The organism is Dyella sp. (genome assembly GCF_035486915.1).
Taxonomy (GTDB): Bacteria; Pseudomonadota; Gammaproteobacteria; order Xanthomonadales; family Rhodanobacteraceae; genus Dyella_B.
The window spans coordinates 12,582-27,103 of sequence record NZ_DATHMR010000206.1 but is presented as its reverse complement, the minus strand read 5'-3'; the positions used below and the strand labels follow the sequence as shown (position 1 = coordinate 27,103).

The following is a 14,522-nucleotide window of genomic DNA, read 5'->3' as shown; positions in this document are numbered from 1 at the left end:
AGCGAAAGTAGCGCGTTTGTCAGAACGGCACATCGGTTTCGCGTATACGATGATCCCGGAAGATAAGCAGGTGCCACTCTGGAATCTGCTCGGCGGTTACGCCGATATCCTCGAGATGTGGCACGACGAAGAGCCGCCGCTTAAATAAGCGCCATCGTCGACGCATAAAAAACACCCCGCCAGAAGCGGGGTGTTTCGTTTCAGTCTTCAGCGAAGCACGTTTCAATGTGTCGCGGCCGGTTTCTTCTCGTCGCGCAATTCGCGGCGCAAAATCTTGCCTACGTTGGTTTTGGGCAGCGCATCGCGGAATTCGATGACCTTCGGGCGCTTGTAACCCGTCAGGTTCTCGCGGCAGTACTCCCTTAGCTTTTCTTCCGTGAGGCTTGGATCTTTTTTCACCACGAAGATCTTCACCACTTCACCGGAATGTTCATCGGGGATCCCGATGGCAGCCACTTCGGCGACGCCCGGACACTGCATGACGGTATCTTCGATTTCATTCGGATATACGTTGAAGCCCGATACCAGAATCATGTCTTTCTTGCGGTCGACGATGTAGACGTAACCGGACTCGTCGATGCGGCCGATGTCGCCAGTACGCAGCCAGCCATCGGGGCTAAGCACCTTGGCTGTCTCGCCCGGCTGGTTCCAGTAGCCCTTCATCACCTGCGGGCCCTGGATGCAGATTTCCCCGACTTCGCCGATGGCCAGCTGTTTGCCATCTTCATCCTGGATGCTGATGGAGGTGGACGGAATCGGCAGGCCGATCGAGCCGTTGAAGCGCGCGCCGTCGACCATGGGATTGATCGTGGCGACGGGCGAACTTTCGGTCATGCCATAGCCTTCGATCAGCGCACAGCCGGTGACTTTCTCCCACCTCTCAGCCACCGCGCGCTGCACGGCCATGCCGCCGCCGAAACTCATGCGCAATGAGGAGAAATCGATCTGGTCGAAGCCGGGTGTGTTCAACAGACCGTTGAACAGCGTGTTGACGCCGGTGATGGCAGTGAAGCGAATTGACTTCAGCTCCTTCACGAAACCCGGCATGTCGCGCGGATTGGTGATCAGAACGCTACGGCCGCCGAAGCGTAGGAAGATGAAGCAATTACAGGTCAACGCAAAGATGTGATACAGCGGCAGCGCCGTGATGATGGTTTCTTCGCCGGGCTTGATCTTTGCGCCGAACCACGCACCGGACTGCAGCATGTTGGCGACCATGTTGCCGTGCGTGAGCATGGCGCCTTTTGCCACGCCCGTGGTGCCGCCGGTGTATTGCAGGAACGCAACATCGTCGTGCACCACCGTGGGCTTGGGTAGCGGGTAATTCGCGCCACGGTCGAGCGCTTCCTTGAAGCGCACCGCATGCGGCAACTGATACGGCGGAATCATCTTCTTGACGTGCTTGACCACGAAGTTGATCAGCACACCCTTGAGACCGACAAGATCCCCGGTGCCGGTGGTGATGATGTGCTTGACGCCGGTTTCGGCTACAACCTGCTGCAGCGTTGCGGCAAAGTTATCGAGTACCACGATGGCCTGCGCACCCGCGTCTGTTAGCTGATGCTTGAGTTCGCGTGCGGTGTAGAGCGGGTTGGTGTTCACCACGATCATGCCGGCCCGTAGCGCACCGAAGAGCGCAATCGGGTACTGCAAGACATTGGGCATCATGATCGCAATGCGATCGCCCTTGCTGAGCTTCAGCTCGCCGGTCAGATAGGCGGCGAACTGCGCACTGAGTTTGTCGATCTCGCCGTAGGTCAGGCTCTTGCCGAAATTGGTGAACGCAACGCGCTGGCGATACCGCTCGAACGCTTCGTCCAATACGGCGACAACGGAGGAATATTGATTGATGTCAATCTCTTCAGGTACGCCATCCGGATAGTGACTCAGCCATGGACGCTGATTGCTCATGTTCGATTCCAAGCTCCAATGTAGACAGGCGGATGGTGACAGTGACAGACATCGGGCAAGATGCCGGCGAGGCATTGGAGCATACGCCTGCGTATAGCGGCAAGCCGCGCCGCAACGAGAATCGGACAGGCCAACCATGAAGCCCACCACCCGCATCGCAGTCCTGTTGTTAGGTGTCGTAATAGGCCTCCTTGTGTACCGCCGAACCCCGGATGAGAAGCTGATTCGGCAGTCCATCGATGCGGCCATTCAGGCGACGGAGCAGGCGGACGCGTCGGCGCTGTCTGCGCTATTGACGGACGATTTCGATGGCAACAGTGGGGCGATGACACAGCAGGATGTCGCCAATCCGCTGCGTTTGGCGCGATTGCGCGGTGAAACCTTGCATGCGGTGTTGGGACCGGTGGACGTCGAAAAACGAGGCGAGCGATACGTTGCCGACTTCACGGTGACGCTCACCAGCGGCGGCAAAGTATTTCCCGCGCAATTGGGTGTGTACAAAGTGGAAGCTGCGTGGCGTAAGGATGGTCGCGAGTGGCGTTGCTACGAAGCGACATGGACGCAGCAACTTTGACGCTTTGCAAATGCAATATTTATGAAGTGTAGCAAGTGAACCCCTCTCCCAACGGGAGAGGGTGCCGGCAGGCGGGTGAGGGTACGGGCGAAACGCGATATTGATATCTTTCACGAGTGTTGGCACCGCGTTCCAACCGCACCCTCACCCCAACCCCTCTCCCATCGGGAGAGGGGCTTTTCGCGTCATGCGGCCTTCTTGCTAGCCAACTGACGCAGTACGTACTGCAAGATTCCGCCATGACGGAAGAACTCGCGCTCCTTCGGCGTCAACAGCAGCACCTTCACGGTGAATTTCTTTTCACCGCCGTCGCCCTTTGCGACCACCGTGGCTTCCTTCGACTCACCGTCTTTGAGCCCAGTAATCTCGAATGTTTCCTTGCCAGTAAGTCCAAGCAACTTAGCGTTCTCACCGTCTTTGAACTGCAACGGCAACACACCCATGCCAACGAGATTCGAACGGTGAATGCGCTCGAAGCTTTCAGCAATCACCGCTTTGACGCCCAGCAGCAACGTACCCTTGGCCGCCCAATCGCGCGATGAGCCAGTACCGTATTCCTTACCGGCAATCACGATCAGTGGCGTCTTGTCGGCCTTGTATTTCATTGCCGCATCGTAGATGGCCATCTGTTCGCCATTGGGTACATACAAGGTGTAACCGCCTTCCACGCCGTCGAGCATCAAATTCTTGATGCGGATGTTGGCAAACGTGCCACGCACCATCACGTCATCGTTGCCGCGACGGGAGCCGTATGAATTGAAGTCTTTCGGTTCCACACCCTTGGAAATCAGGAAGCGGCCTGCGGGGCTGTCCTTCTTGATGGAGCCGGCGGGCGAGATATGGTCGGTGGTGATCGAGTCGCCGAACAGACCGAGCACACCCGCGCCGTGGATGTCTTCGATCTTGCCCGTTTCCATCGTCATGCCATCAAAGTAGGGCGGGTTTTTGATGTAGGTCGAATCGTCCCATTTGTAGACGGAGCCATCGGGCGAAGCGATGTTGTTCCAGCGGCTGTCGCCTTTGAACACGTCGGCGTAGTTTTTCTCGAACATTTCCGGATTGATCGCGCCGGCGATGATGTCGGAGATTTCCTTGTTGCTCGGCCAGATGTCTTTCAGATAGACGGGTTTGCCATCCTTGTCTTCGCCGAGCGGGTCTTTGGACAGATCCACATCCAGCGAGCCGGCCAATGCATAGGCGACGACCAGCGGCGGAGAAGCCAGATAGTTCATCTTCACTTCCGGATGCACGCGGCCTTCAAAGTTCCGATTGCCGGAAAGCACCGACGCCACCGCCAGATCGCCTTCGCCAACGCCTCTGCTGATTTCCGGCGGCAGTGGGCCGGAGTTGCCGATGCACGTCGTGCAGCCGTAACCCACGATGTAGAAGCCGACCTTTTCCAGTTCCTTGAGCAATCCGGTTTTTTCCAGATAGTCGGTCACAACAAGCGAGCCAGGGCCAATGGATGTCTTCACCCAGGGCTTCGCCTTGAGGCCTTTGGCGGCTGCCTTCTTCGCCAACAAACCGGCGCCCAGCATCACCGCCGGATTGGAGGTATTGGTGCAGGACGTGATCGCTGCGATCACGACCGCACCGTCGCCAAGCAGGAAACTCTCGCCGCCCTTTTCCACGCGCACGCCAGTGCTGAAGATGTTGTTGGCGGGGTTGCCGACGGCGGATGCTCCACCTTCGTTCTGGAAACTGGCGGCGTCGTTGTTGGCTTTGCGATTGGACGTCAGCGCGCCGATGGCTTCGTGATAACTCTTCTTCACGTCTTGCAGCAGCACACGATCCTGGGGACGCTTTGGACCCGCGAGCGACGGTTTTACGTCGGCGAGGTTGAGCTCCAGCGTTGTTGTGAATTCGGCGGGTGGCGTGTTCTCGTCATGCCACAAGCCTTGCGCTTGTGCATAGGCTTTCACCAACGCGATGTGATCGTCCTTGCGGCCGGACAAGTGCATGTAATTGAGCGCCTCCTGATCGACCGGAAAAATGCCGCAGGTCGCACCATATTCGGGCGCCATATTGCCGATGGTTGCGCGATCGGCCAGCGGCAGATGTTTGAGGCCATCGCCAAAGAACTCGACGAATTTGCCGACCACGCCGAGCTTGCGCAGCATTTGCGTGACGGTGAGCACCAGATCGGTTGCCGTCACACCTTCGGACAACTTGCCGGTGAGTTTGAAACCCACCACCTGGGGAATCAGCATGGAAGATGGCTGGCCGAGCATCGCCGCTTCCGCTTCGATACCACCCACGCCCCAGCCGAGCACGCCGATGCCGTTGATCATGGTGGTGTGCGAGTCGGTGCCGAATACGGTGTCGGGATACAGCCACTGCTCGCCATCCACTTCTTTGGCGAACACAACGCGAGCCAGATGCTCCAGATTCACCTGATGCACGATGCCCGTACGCGGCGGCACCACCTTGAAATTGTTGAACGCCTTCTGGCCCCAGCGCAGGAATGAGTAGCGTTCCTGATTGCGCTGGAATTCGATCTCGACATTTTTCTCCAGCGCATCTTCCGAACCGTAAACATCGACTTGCACCGAGTGGTCAATGACCAGTTCCGCGGGTGCGAGGGGGTTGATCTGTTTTGCATCGCCACCGAGCTTCACCACCGCATCGCGCATGGCGGCAAGATCGACCACGCACGGCACGCCAGTGAAATCCTGCAGCACCACGCGCGCAGGCATGAAAGAAATTTCGGTATCGGGTTCTGCCTTGGGATTCCACTTCGCCACTGCTTCGATTTCTTTCTTGGTGACGTTGGCGCCGTCCTCGTGTCGCAGCAGGTTTTCCAACAGGATCTTCATCGAATAGGGCAGGCGCTTGATGTCGAAGCGCTCGCCAAGCTTGGTCAGACTGGCGATTTGGTATGAGCTGCCGTTGACCTTCAGGGTGTCGCGGGTGGCGAATGAATCCAGCATGGGGATAGCTCCTGTTGCTTGAAGTCTGGCGGATATGCGGGGCGTAATCAGAGGAATGCTAGAGCACTAAACGTTAGGGGAATTGCAAGAAGCCCCTTCGATCATTGGGGGTACCGCAAAGTTTGAGACATCGGGGCCGCGGTGCAAGCCACTTTCGGGGCATTTCGCTACGTGCACATTGCAAGATTTCGAACGCTGGCGGAAATGCCTTGTTGGATTGCGGCACCCGTGCTGCAGCTGGCAAAATATGTAACTGAAATAACGCCCGAAACGGCATAAGGACACGCCCTCCGGCGAGTCTGCCCCGGGCGGCAGCGGCCATGCCGAAACGAATCGACGGGACGTATCCGCTTTACCCGCGGAGGCTTCCGTTTTGTCAGCCAAAGGACGAGGTCACATGCTCAACGCCTACCGCCAACACGTTGCCGAGCGCGCCGCGCTGGGTATTCCCCCGCTGCCGCTGTCGGCCCAGCAGACGGCCGATCTGATTGAACTGCTGAAGAATCCGCCGGCTGGCGAAGAGGTATTCCTTGTCGATCTGATCGCCTATCGTGTGCCCGCCGGCGTCGACGATGCGGCGAAGGTCAAAGCGTCGTATCTCGCCGCCGTGGCGTTCGGCACCGAGAAGTGCTCGTTGATCACGCGCGAGAAGGCAACGGAACTGCTCGGCACCATGCTGGGTGGTTACAACATCCATCCGCTGATCGAGCTGCTCGACGATGCGCAGGTCGGTGTCATTGCTGCAGAAGCGTTGAAGAAAACACTGCTCATGTTCGATTCTTTCCACGATGTGAAAGAAAAGGCCGACAAAGGCAACGCCAACGCGAAAGCCGTGCTGCAGAGCTGGGCCGATGCCGAATGGTTCACCAGCCGTCCGGAAGTGCCGCAAAGCCTCACCATCACCGTGTTCAAGGTGCCGGGCGAAACCAACACGGACGATCTGTCGCCGGCGCCCGATGCCACGACGCGTCCGGACATTCCGCTGCACGCACTGGCGATGTTGAAAAACAAGCGCGACGGCGCACCGTTCCAGCCGGAAGAAGACGGCAAGCGCGGCCCCATCCAGCAAATTCTCGACCTGAAGAAAGCAGGCCACCTCGTTGCTTATGTGGGCGACGTGGTCGGCACCGGTTCCAGCCGCAAGTCCGCTACTAACTCCGTGCTGTGGTGGACGGGCGAAGACATTCCGTTCATTCCGAACAAGCGCTTCGGCGGTGTGTGCCTGGGCAGCAAGATCGCACCGATCTTCTACAACACAATGGAAGACGCCGGCGCGTTGCCAATCGAACTCGACGTGTCCGCGATGGACATGGGCGATGTCATCGAACTGCGTCCCTACGAAGGCAAAGCGCTGAAAAACGGGCAGGTCATCGCCGAGTTTCAGGTGAAGTCCGACGTGCTGTTCGACGAGGTGCGTGCCGGTGGCCGCATTCCGTTGATCATCGGCCGCGGCTTGACGGGCAAGGCGCGCGAAGCGCTCGGTCTGCCGCCGTCGAACCTGTTCCGTCTGCCGCAGAGCCCGGCCGATACCGGCAAGGGCTACACGCTGGCGCAGAAGATGGTCGGCCGTGCATGCGGTTTGTCGGAAGGCGAGGGCGTTCGTCCGGGTACGTACTGCGAACCGAAAATGACCTCGGTGGGCTCGCAGGACACCACCGGCCCGATGACGCGCGATGAGCTGAAGGATCTGGCATGCCTTGGCTTTTCCGCCGATCTCGTCATGCAGTCGTTCTGCCACACCGCCGCTTATCCGAAGCCGGTGGACGTCAAGACGCATCACGAACTGCCTGCCTTCATTTCCACGCGCGGCGGCATCAGCCTGCGTCCGGGCGATGGCGTGATCCATTCGTGGCTCAACCGCATGCTGCTGCCCGATACGGTTGGTACCGGCGGCGACAGCCACACGCGTTTTCCGATCGGCATTTCGTTCCCGGCCGGTTCGGGTCTGGTGGCCTTTGCTGCCGCCACGGGCGTGATGCCGCTGGATATGCCCGAGTCGGTGCTCGTTCGCTTCAAGGGTGAACTGCAGCCGGGCGTGACGCTGCGCGATCTCGTCAATGCGATTCCGCTGTATGCCATCAAGCAGAATCTGCTCACGGTCGCCAAGCAAGGCAAGAAGAACATCTTCTCCGGCCGTATTCTGGAAATCGAAGGCTTGCCGAATCTGAAGGTGGAGCAGGCGTTCGAACTTTCTGATGCATCGGCTGAGCGTTCGGCAGCAGGTTGCACCGTGCACCTCAGCAAGGAACCGATCATCGAGTACCTCAACTCGAACATCACCTTGCTGAAGTACATGATCGCGCAGGGCTATCAGGATGCTCGCAGCCTTCACCGTCGCATCAAGGCGATGGAAGCATGGCTCGCCAACCCGCAGTTGATGGAGCGCGATGCGGATGCCGAATACGCGGCCGTGATCGAGATCGATCTCGCGGACGTGCATGAACCCATCGTAGCCTGCCCGAACGACCCGGACGACGTGAAGACACTGTCCGACGTCGCCGGTGCGGCGATCGACGAAGTGTTCATCGGCTCGTGCATGACCAACATCGGTCATTTCCGTGCCGCCTCGAAGCTGTTGGAAGGCAAGCGCGATATACCGACGCGCCTGTGGGTGGCTCCGCCGACCAAGATGGATCAGAAGCAGCTCACCGAAGAAGGCCATTACGGCGTCCTCGGTACGGCTGGTGCGCGCATGGAAATGCCGGGGTGCTCGCTATGCATGGGCAACCAGGCGCAGGCGCGCGAAGGTGCGACGGTGTTCTCCACTTCTACCCGCAACTTCCCGAATCGCTTGGGCAAGAACACCAACGTGTATCTGGGTTCGGCCGAACTGGCTGCCATCTGCTCGCGTCTTGGCCGCATTCCGACCAAGCAGGAGTACATGACCGACATCGGTGTGATCAATGCCAATGGCGACAAGATTTACCAGTACATGAACTTCGACAAGATCCAGGACTTCAAGCAGGTCGCCGATACGGTCGAAGCGTAGCTGCACGCTTTCCCCTCCCCCTGGGAGAGGGGCTTAAGACGAAGCCCGGCCTGCGCCGGGCTTCGTCGTTTATGCTGTGCGAAAGCCATCAAGGCATGCGGCAGGCACACGGATGATCTCCACCCACCTATCGGTCGTTTCGCTGCGTGACCTGATTCTGGTTCAGGCCGTGCGCCGGTACGGAAGCTTCAACAGTGCGGCGCGGGCGATGCATATCAGCCCGTCGGGTTTGTCGCATCAGGTGCAGAAAGTAGAGCAGGCGCTCGGTGCACCTTTGTTCGAGCGCGGCGGACGCCGCGTCGTGCCCACTGCTGGTGGTCATCGCTTGCTGGAACAGATCGATGCCGTGCTCCTGGCCGCCGAACATCTGCAGCAGGCAGCGCGCGCCGGCGAAACGGCGTTCGGCGGCGAGTTGCGATTAGGTGTGCTGGCCACGCTTGGGCCTTATCTCCTGCCTCATTTGATTGCACCGTTCCCTCAGCATTTTCCCGGCGCAAAGCTGAGCCTGTCCGAGGGGAAGCCACGTGGCTTGTTGCGTCGCTTGCAGGAAGGCGAGCTCGATGCAGTACTCGCGCCGCCGACGACGGCAGTCAGCGGCATCGCCGTGCGCCCGCTGTTCTTCGAGCCGTGGGAAGTCATGCTGCGTGTGGATCATCCGCTTGCCGGCAAACGCACGATTTCGCTGGATCAGCTTGACGATGGCGAAGCCATTCTCATGGCGGAAAGTCACGCCGATGAAAAAGGCTATGTGCAAGACGTAAGTCTGGAAAGTCTCGCCGCGCTCGTGACGCTGCGCGGCGGCCACGCATTATTTCCTGCGCTTGCACATGATCGGCTCGCATCGATGCCGAATATCGTGCTTGCAAAGGTCAAAGGCGAGGCGACCGGGCGCGAAATCGCGCTTTATTGGCGTGAAGCTTCGCCGTGGCACGTCGAGTTGCAGGCCTTTGCTGATCTATTGCGCCGCCTTGCGCGCCAGCGGCCGGGCCTGCGTGTGATCGACGCAGGAAAATAAATCAGCGGTTGTCGAGTGTTGTGCCGGTGAGCAATCCGCGTGCAAGCATGCTGCATTGGCGACGATGCAGCAGGAGCTGCCACTGATGGCCACCAATCTGCCGCCACAATACGGCAGAACGCACGGCCGCCAACAAACTGGTGCGCACGCGCTCTACCAGTGCAGGTTGCTGCAGCCATTGTGGATTACCCGTCACCATCACGCGAGGGCGCAATGTCGAGAGCGTGCCTGCGTAAAGTTCAGCCAGACGACTGAAAACTTGCGGCGAGTTTTGGCCGAAGTGCTCCACCTGACGCTTCGCAGCCACGACGCCTTGCTGCAATTCTTCAAGCAGATCTTTGTGACGCCCCAGGCTGCGTTCCAGACGCATGACCGTCACAACCATGCGCGTTATCGCCATGTCGCGACTGTTCTCGTCCAGTTGTGCGATCAGCGTGCGCAGGCCCAAACGAACGCCCGAGACGCTACCGTACACGCCTACGACGGATGGTGAGTCGATGCGAAAGACGCTGGCCATGCTGGCGTCGAGCGCCAACTCATCGCAGCGCCCCTCGTTGGCGAGCTGATGGGCCAGGGCGGATGCCTGAAACAATCCGGCGAGCGCCAGAACGCGTTCTTCATTAATCGCAAAAGCTTCAAACACGTGCCGTCACTCTTGTTGCCTCGTTGAGTAAGCCACCAAAGGCGGCATCGGTGGCGCAGATCACCGCGCCGCCAAGACACTCCTGGCCGTCGTAGAACACCACGGACTGTCCCGGCGTCACCGCGCGCTGCGGATCGTCGAACCGCACTTCTACCTGATCTTTATGTAATGAGACCACGCAATCCTGATCGGGTTGGCGATAGCGGGTCTTGGCCGTGCAGCGGAATTCTGCAGCAGGCGCCTTTCCGCTAATCCACGTGGGCGATTCGGCGACCAGTCGATGCGAATGCAGCCATTGATTCTCGCCGCCCTGCGCGACAAAGAGCACATTGGCGGCGACATCCTTGCCCACGACATACCACGGCTCACCGCCTGCGTCGGTACGGCCGCCGATGCCCAGGCCGTTGCGCTGGCCCAGCGTGTAGTACATGACGCCCTGATGCTCGCCGATCAAGCGGCCATCGGGGCTACGCATTTCACCGGGTCGGGCAGGGATGTATTGCCCCAGAAACTCCCGGAAATCCCGTTCGCCGATGAAGCAGATGCCGGTGGAGTCTTTTTTCGCGTGGGTCGGTAAAGCAGCGTCGCGTGCTATCTCGCGCACGCGTATTTTTTCGATTTCGCCGACCGGGAACAGCGTGGACGCAAGTTGCTGCTGACCGATCGCGTGCAGAAAATAGGTCTGATCCTTGCTCGTATCGATGGCACGCAGCAGGCGGAAACGTCCATCGAGCTCGTCTACGCGTGCGTAGTGACCCGTCGCGATCTTTTCCGCTCCTAGCGTGCGTGCTTCGTCCAGAAACGTTTTGAACTTGATTTCGCGATTGCAAAGCACATCCGGATTCGGCGTGCGGCCGGCGCGATATTCGGCGAGGAAGTGCTCGAACACGCCATCCCAGTACTCTGTCGCGAAGTTGCGCGCATGGAAGGGGATGCCCAGACGGCCACATACGGCGACGGCGTCCTTGCGGTCTGCGTCGGTGGTGCAGGGGCCGCTTCGGTCGTCCTCCTCCCAGTTCTGCATGAATAGACCTTCGACCTGATGCCCGGCTTGCTGCAGGAGCAGGGCGGCGACCGATGAGTCGACGCCCCCGGAAACGCCCAGCATCACCTTCATGGCACGCCGCCGTCTGGCATCAGATTGCCCAGGACGGACAGCGGCAGGCGTTGGCCTGCCAGCCAGTCGTCGATGCTCATCAGCACCATGGGGCTGCGCAGGCGGCCGTCCAGGTCTGCAATCTCGCGGCGAGTGAGCCAGAGCGCCCGGAGGACGCCCGAATCCAGCGGCTGGCTGGGATCGTGGCTGACGGGGCTCGCGGCGAAGGTGAAGCGGACCACGACGTCGCCGTGTTCGCTGCTGCGCCACTGATGGACGCCCACCAGATGTGTCAATGCCACCGTCCAGCCTGTCTCCTCGCGCGTTTCGCGCACGGCGGCGTGCTCAAGGCTTTCAAAATCATCCAGATGACCCGCCGGCTGGTTATAGGCCAAGCGGCCGCTAACCTCCTCTTCAACCATGAGGTAACGGTCGCCATCGGCCACCACGCAGGCCACGGTGACGTGTGGGCGCCAGATGTCATTGTCGGAGTCAGAAGTTTTTGTCATGAAACGATCACGGCCCGGGTGGGCACTTTAAATGGCGTTATTGTGCCATTACCTCAAGCGCAGCCGCCCAAGAGCAGAATCTGCCTAGGCGTATAATGAAGTCGAACAAGCGCGAAACGGAACGCATGGCGAACGAAAACGAACAAGAAAACGGCGGTGGACATGGTCTTACCGTCGAAGTATCCAAGCCTGAAGTGGCAAAGCCGCCGCTATTTCAGGTTTTGTTGCTAAATGACGATTTCACACCTATGGACTTCGTGGTCGAGGTATTGCGTAGTTTTTTCGGCATGGACCAGGAGAAAGCCGTACAGATCATGTTGCACGTACACACCCGCGGTAAGGGCGTGTGCGGGGTGTTTACCCGGGAAGTGGCCGAAACAAAGGTCACCCAAGTAAACGAATATTCACGTGCCCACCAGCATCCTCTGTTATGCACGATGGAAAAGGTTTAAAGAGTCTGCTAAACGCTATATCGCAAGGAGATATTGATCAGACTTTTTTGGCCCCCATCTTGCATTCAACGCGGTAAAGCCGCCCAACAATTGCAGTGGAGTAGGTCCGGATGTTCAGCAAGGATCTCGAAGTCACCATTGGCCAGTGCTACAAGCAGGCCCGAGAGCAACGCCATGAGTTCATGACGGTCGAGCACTTGTTGCTCGCCCTCACTGAGAACCAGTCGGCGCTTGGAGCCCTGCGAGCCTGCGGTGCGGATCTTCCGCGTTTGACGCATGAGCTGGAAAAGATCATCGCCGAGACCGTGCCGGTGCTTCCGCACGGCGACGAGCGCGATACCCAGCCCACACTCGGTTTTCAGCGCGTGCTTCAACGCGCCGTGTATCACGTGCAGTCCTCCGGTCGCAAAGAGGTCACGGGCGCGAACGTGCTCGTCGCGATCTTCGGCGAAAAGGACTCACACGCTGTGTATTTCCTGCATCAGCAGGAGATCACGCGTCTGGACGTGGTCAATTACATCTCCCACGGTATCGCCAAGATCGGCGACGAGCCCTCGTCGGGCATCTCCGGCGGCGACCGCGAGTCGGAGGAGAGTGGCGAAGGCAAGGGCAATCCGCTCAGCGAATACGCCTCCAACCTCAACGAACTCGCGCTCGAGGGCAAGATCGATCCGCTGATCGGCCGCCAGGACGAAATCGAACGCACCATCCAGGTGCTCTGCCGCCGTCGCAAGAACAATCCGCTTTACGTCGGTGAGGCAGGCGTCGGTAAAACGGCGCTCGCTGAAGGTCTGGCGAAGCGAATTGTTGACGGTGAAGTGCCTGAAGTGCTCGAAAACGCGACGATCTGGGCGCTCGATCTGGGCGCGCTGGTCGCGGGTACGAAATATCGCGGCGACTTCGAGAAGCGCCTGAAAGCAGTGATCGGCCAGCTGAAGAAGCAGACGGGCGCCATTCTGTTCATCGACGAAATCCACACCATCATCGGCGCGGGTTCCGCCTCGGGTGGCACGATGGACGCTAGCAATTTGATCAAGCCGATGCTTGCATCGGGCGAGCTGCGTTGCATCGGCTCCACCACGTTCCAGGAATTCCGCGGCATCTTCGAGAAGGATCGTGCGCTGGCACGTCGCTTCCAGAAGATCGATGTCGTCGAGCCGAGCGTGGCCGAGAGTTTTGAGATTCTAAAGGGCCTGAAGTCGCGCTTCGAAGATCATCACAGTGTCACCTACACATCCGAAGCCTTGAAGGCTGCGGTGGATCTATCGGTCAAGCACATTCCCGACCGTCTGCTGCCGGATAAGGCTATCGACGTGATCGACGAAGCCGGCGCGCGTCAGCGTCTGCTGCCCGTCGATCAACGCACGGGCAAGGTCGACGTGCCTGAAGTGGAATACATCGTCGCCAAGATGGCGCGCATTCCTGCAAAACAGGTCTCGGCGTCGGATCGCGATGTGCTGAGGAACCTCGAGCGCAATCTCAAGATGGTGGTGTTCGGTCAAGACGCGGCCATCGAGGCGCTCGCGGCGTCGATCAAGATGGCGCGTTCGGGGCTTGCCGATCCGTCCAAGCCGATCGGCTGCTTCCTGCTCGCCGGCCCGACGGGCGTGGGCAAAACGGAAGTCACCAAACAGCTGGCGATGCAGCTAGGCATCGAGATGATTCGCTTCGACATGTCCGAGTACATGGAAGCGCATTCGGTCTCGCGTCTGGTTGGCGCACCTCCGGGCTACGTCGGTTTCGATCAGGGTGGCCTGCTGACGGAAGCGGTCACCAAGCATCCTCACGCCGTGTTGCTGTTGGATGAAATCGAAAAGGCGCATCCGGATGTGTTCAACATCCTGCTGCAGGTCATGGATCGCGGTGTGCTTACCGATACCAATGGCCGCGAAGCCAATTTCAAGAACGTGGTGGTGGTGATGACCACCAACGCGGGTGCGCAGCAGGCATCGCGTCGCGGTATCGGCTTCGTGAAGCAGAACCATCAGATGGACGCGATGGAAGTGATCCGTCGTTCCTTCACTCCGGAGTTCCGTAACCGTCTGGACGCGATCATCCAGTTCAACGCGCTGGACTTCGACCACATCCTCCGCGTGGTGGACAAGTTCCTCATCGAGCTGGAATCGCAGCTCAGCGAGAAGCATGTGTCACTGGATGTCGATGCCGATGCCCGCCGCTGGCTCGCCGAGCACGGGTTCGATCCGCAGATGGGTGCGCGCCCCATGGCTCGCGTCATCCAGGAGAAGGTGAAGCGTGTGCTGGCCGACGAGCTGCTGTTTGGCAAGCTGGCCGATGGCGGCAAGGTGCTGCTGAGCGTTCGCGAGGGCGAGCTGCAGGTGAACACCGAGGCCGCCGAGCCGGTACCCGCTGCGGTGTCTTGAGATCGCCGTCGAGTGAGCAAAT

The 14,522-nt window shown here is 59.4% G+C and carries 10 protein-coding genes; 5 read left to right on the top strand and 5 right to left on the bottom strand.

Annotated features, from left to right (window positions below; all coding sequences use genetic code 11):
* Positions 1–222: 222 nt before the first annotated feature.
* Positions 223–1,911: a long-chain-fatty-acid--CoA ligase gene (locus tag VK725_RS17370; protein WP_325319316.1), complete on the bottom strand. Its 1,689-nt coding sequence runs from the start codon at positions 1,909–1,911 to the stop codon at positions 223–225.
* A gap of 136 nt (positions 1,912–2,047) precedes the next feature.
* On the opposite strand from VK725_RS17370, the gene VK725_RS17365 reads away from it, so the two are divergent.
* Complete coding sequence (locus VK725_RS17365) at positions 2,048–2,485, top strand: hypothetical protein (RefSeq protein ID WP_325319315.1); 438 nt, start codon at positions 2,048–2,050, stop codon at positions 2,483–2,485.
* Between the two features lie 185 nt (positions 2,486–2,670).
* Here VK725_RS17365 and acnA read toward each other — a convergent pair whose 3' ends face one another.
* On the bottom strand, positions 2,671–5,415 hold the full coding sequence (gene acnA / locus VK725_RS17360) for an aconitate hydratase AcnA (protein WP_325319314.1): 2,745 nt from the start codon (positions 5,413–5,415) through the stop codon (positions 2,671–2,673).
* A gap of 397 nt (positions 5,416–5,812) precedes the next feature.
* On the opposite strand from acnA, the gene acnB reads away from it, so the two are divergent.
* Together acnB and VK725_RS17350 are read left to right on the top strand one after the other, a co-directional pair.
* Complete coding sequence (acnB, locus tag VK725_RS17355; RefSeq protein WP_325319313.1) at positions 5,813–8,404, top strand: bifunctional aconitate hydratase 2/2-methylisocitrate dehydratase; 2,592 nt, start codon at positions 5,813–5,815, stop codon at positions 8,402–8,404.
* 112 nt (positions 8,405–8,516) lie between these two features.
* The gene (locus VK725_RS17350) at positions 8,517–9,419 is read left to right on the top strand and encodes a LysR family transcriptional regulator (RefSeq protein ID WP_325319312.1); all 903 of its coding nucleotides are present in this window, start codon (positions 8,517–8,519) and stop codon (positions 9,417–9,419) included.
* Position 9,420: 1 nt separating this feature from the next.
* Here VK725_RS17350 and hflD read toward each other — a convergent pair whose 3' ends face one another.
* From hflD to VK725_RS17335, 3 genes are read right to left on the bottom strand one after another with little or no spacing between them, the layout of a single operon-like run.
* Positions 9,421–10,044 carry a high frequency lysogenization protein HflD gene (gene hflD, locus VK725_RS17345; protein WP_325319318.1) on the bottom strand — a complete coding sequence of 208 codons (624 nt, stop codon included), beginning with the start codon at positions 10,042–10,044 and terminating at the stop codon, positions 9,421–9,423.
* Between the two features lie 10 nt (positions 10,045–10,054).
* On the bottom strand, positions 10,055–11,179 hold the full coding sequence (gene mnmA / locus VK725_RS17340; RefSeq protein WP_325319311.1) for a tRNA 2-thiouridine(34) synthase MnmA: 1,125 nt from the start codon (positions 11,177–11,179) through the stop codon (positions 10,055–10,057).
* Entirely contained in the window at positions 11,176–11,667 is a 492-nt protein-coding gene (locus VK725_RS17335) for an NUDIX hydrolase (RefSeq protein WP_325319310.1), read from the bottom strand. The genes mnmA and VK725_RS17335 overlap by 4 nt, the downstream gene beginning before the upstream one ends.
* Before the next feature lie 125 nt (positions 11,668–11,792).
* Here VK725_RS17335 and clpS point away from each other — a divergent pair, with 125 nt between their 5' ends.
* Positions 11,793–12,119: an ATP-dependent Clp protease adapter ClpS gene (gene clpS, locus VK725_RS17330; protein ID WP_325319317.1), complete on the top strand. Its 327-nt coding sequence runs from the start codon at positions 11,793–11,795 to the stop codon at positions 12,117–12,119.
* Positions 12,120–12,229: 110 nt separating this feature from the next.
* The gene (clpA, locus tag VK725_RS17325; protein WP_325319309.1) at positions 12,230–14,500 is read left to right on the top strand and encodes an ATP-dependent Clp protease ATP-binding subunit ClpA; all 2,271 of its coding nucleotides are present in this window, start codon (positions 12,230–12,232) and stop codon (positions 14,498–14,500) included.
* Positions 14,501–14,522: the final 22 nt, after the last annotated feature.